Origin of the sequence: Serratia bockelmannii, assembly GCF_008011855.1 — a bacterium.
Taxonomy (GTDB): domain Bacteria; phylum Pseudomonadota; class Gammaproteobacteria; order Enterobacterales; family Enterobacteriaceae; genus Serratia; species Serratia bockelmannii.
Window position 1 is genome coordinate 1 of sequence record NZ_VOUX01000021.1, and the last position, 532, is coordinate 532.

A 532-nucleotide genomic window follows, 5' to 3' on the forward strand; every position below is an offset into this window, starting at 1 on the left:
TTTTCATCTTCGGGCAGCGTATAACGGACGACCGCGTCGTTTTTCTCCGCGCAGAGGACGATACCCACCGGAGGGTTATCCCCGGGATTCATCAACTCACGGGTGTAGTAATTGACATACATCTGCATCTGCCCCAAATCCTGATGGGTCAGCTCCCCGGATTTAAGGTCTATTAAAACGAAACAACGGGCCAGGTAATTGTAAAAGACCAGGTCGATGTAGAAATGCTTGTCATCGAAGGAGATACGCTTCTGTCGCGCGACGAAGGCGAAGCCTTTCCCGAGTTCGAGCATCAAGCGCTGCAAGCGGCTGATGAGCAGTTGCTCCAGATCGGTTTCCAGAAAATGCTCTCCCTGCGGGATACCGAGAAACTCCAGGATATACGGGTCGCGGATGATCTCTTTGGGTTCGACACGTCCGGGTTCGGTACGGGAAATCTCCTCTTTCACAGCTTTCTTGTCTCGGCTGGCCAGCAGGCGGTCATAGAAAAGCGTGTTGATTTGGCGGTCGAGCTGCCGGACACTCCAGTTTT

General features: G+C 53.0%; 1 protein-coding gene. It reads right to left on the reverse strand.

Annotated elements, in window-relative coordinates; genetic code table 11:
• On the reverse strand, positions 1-532 hold a 532-nt coding region (locus FOT55_RS12515), incomplete at both ends, for a PDDEXK nuclease domain-containing protein (protein ID WP_147823511.1).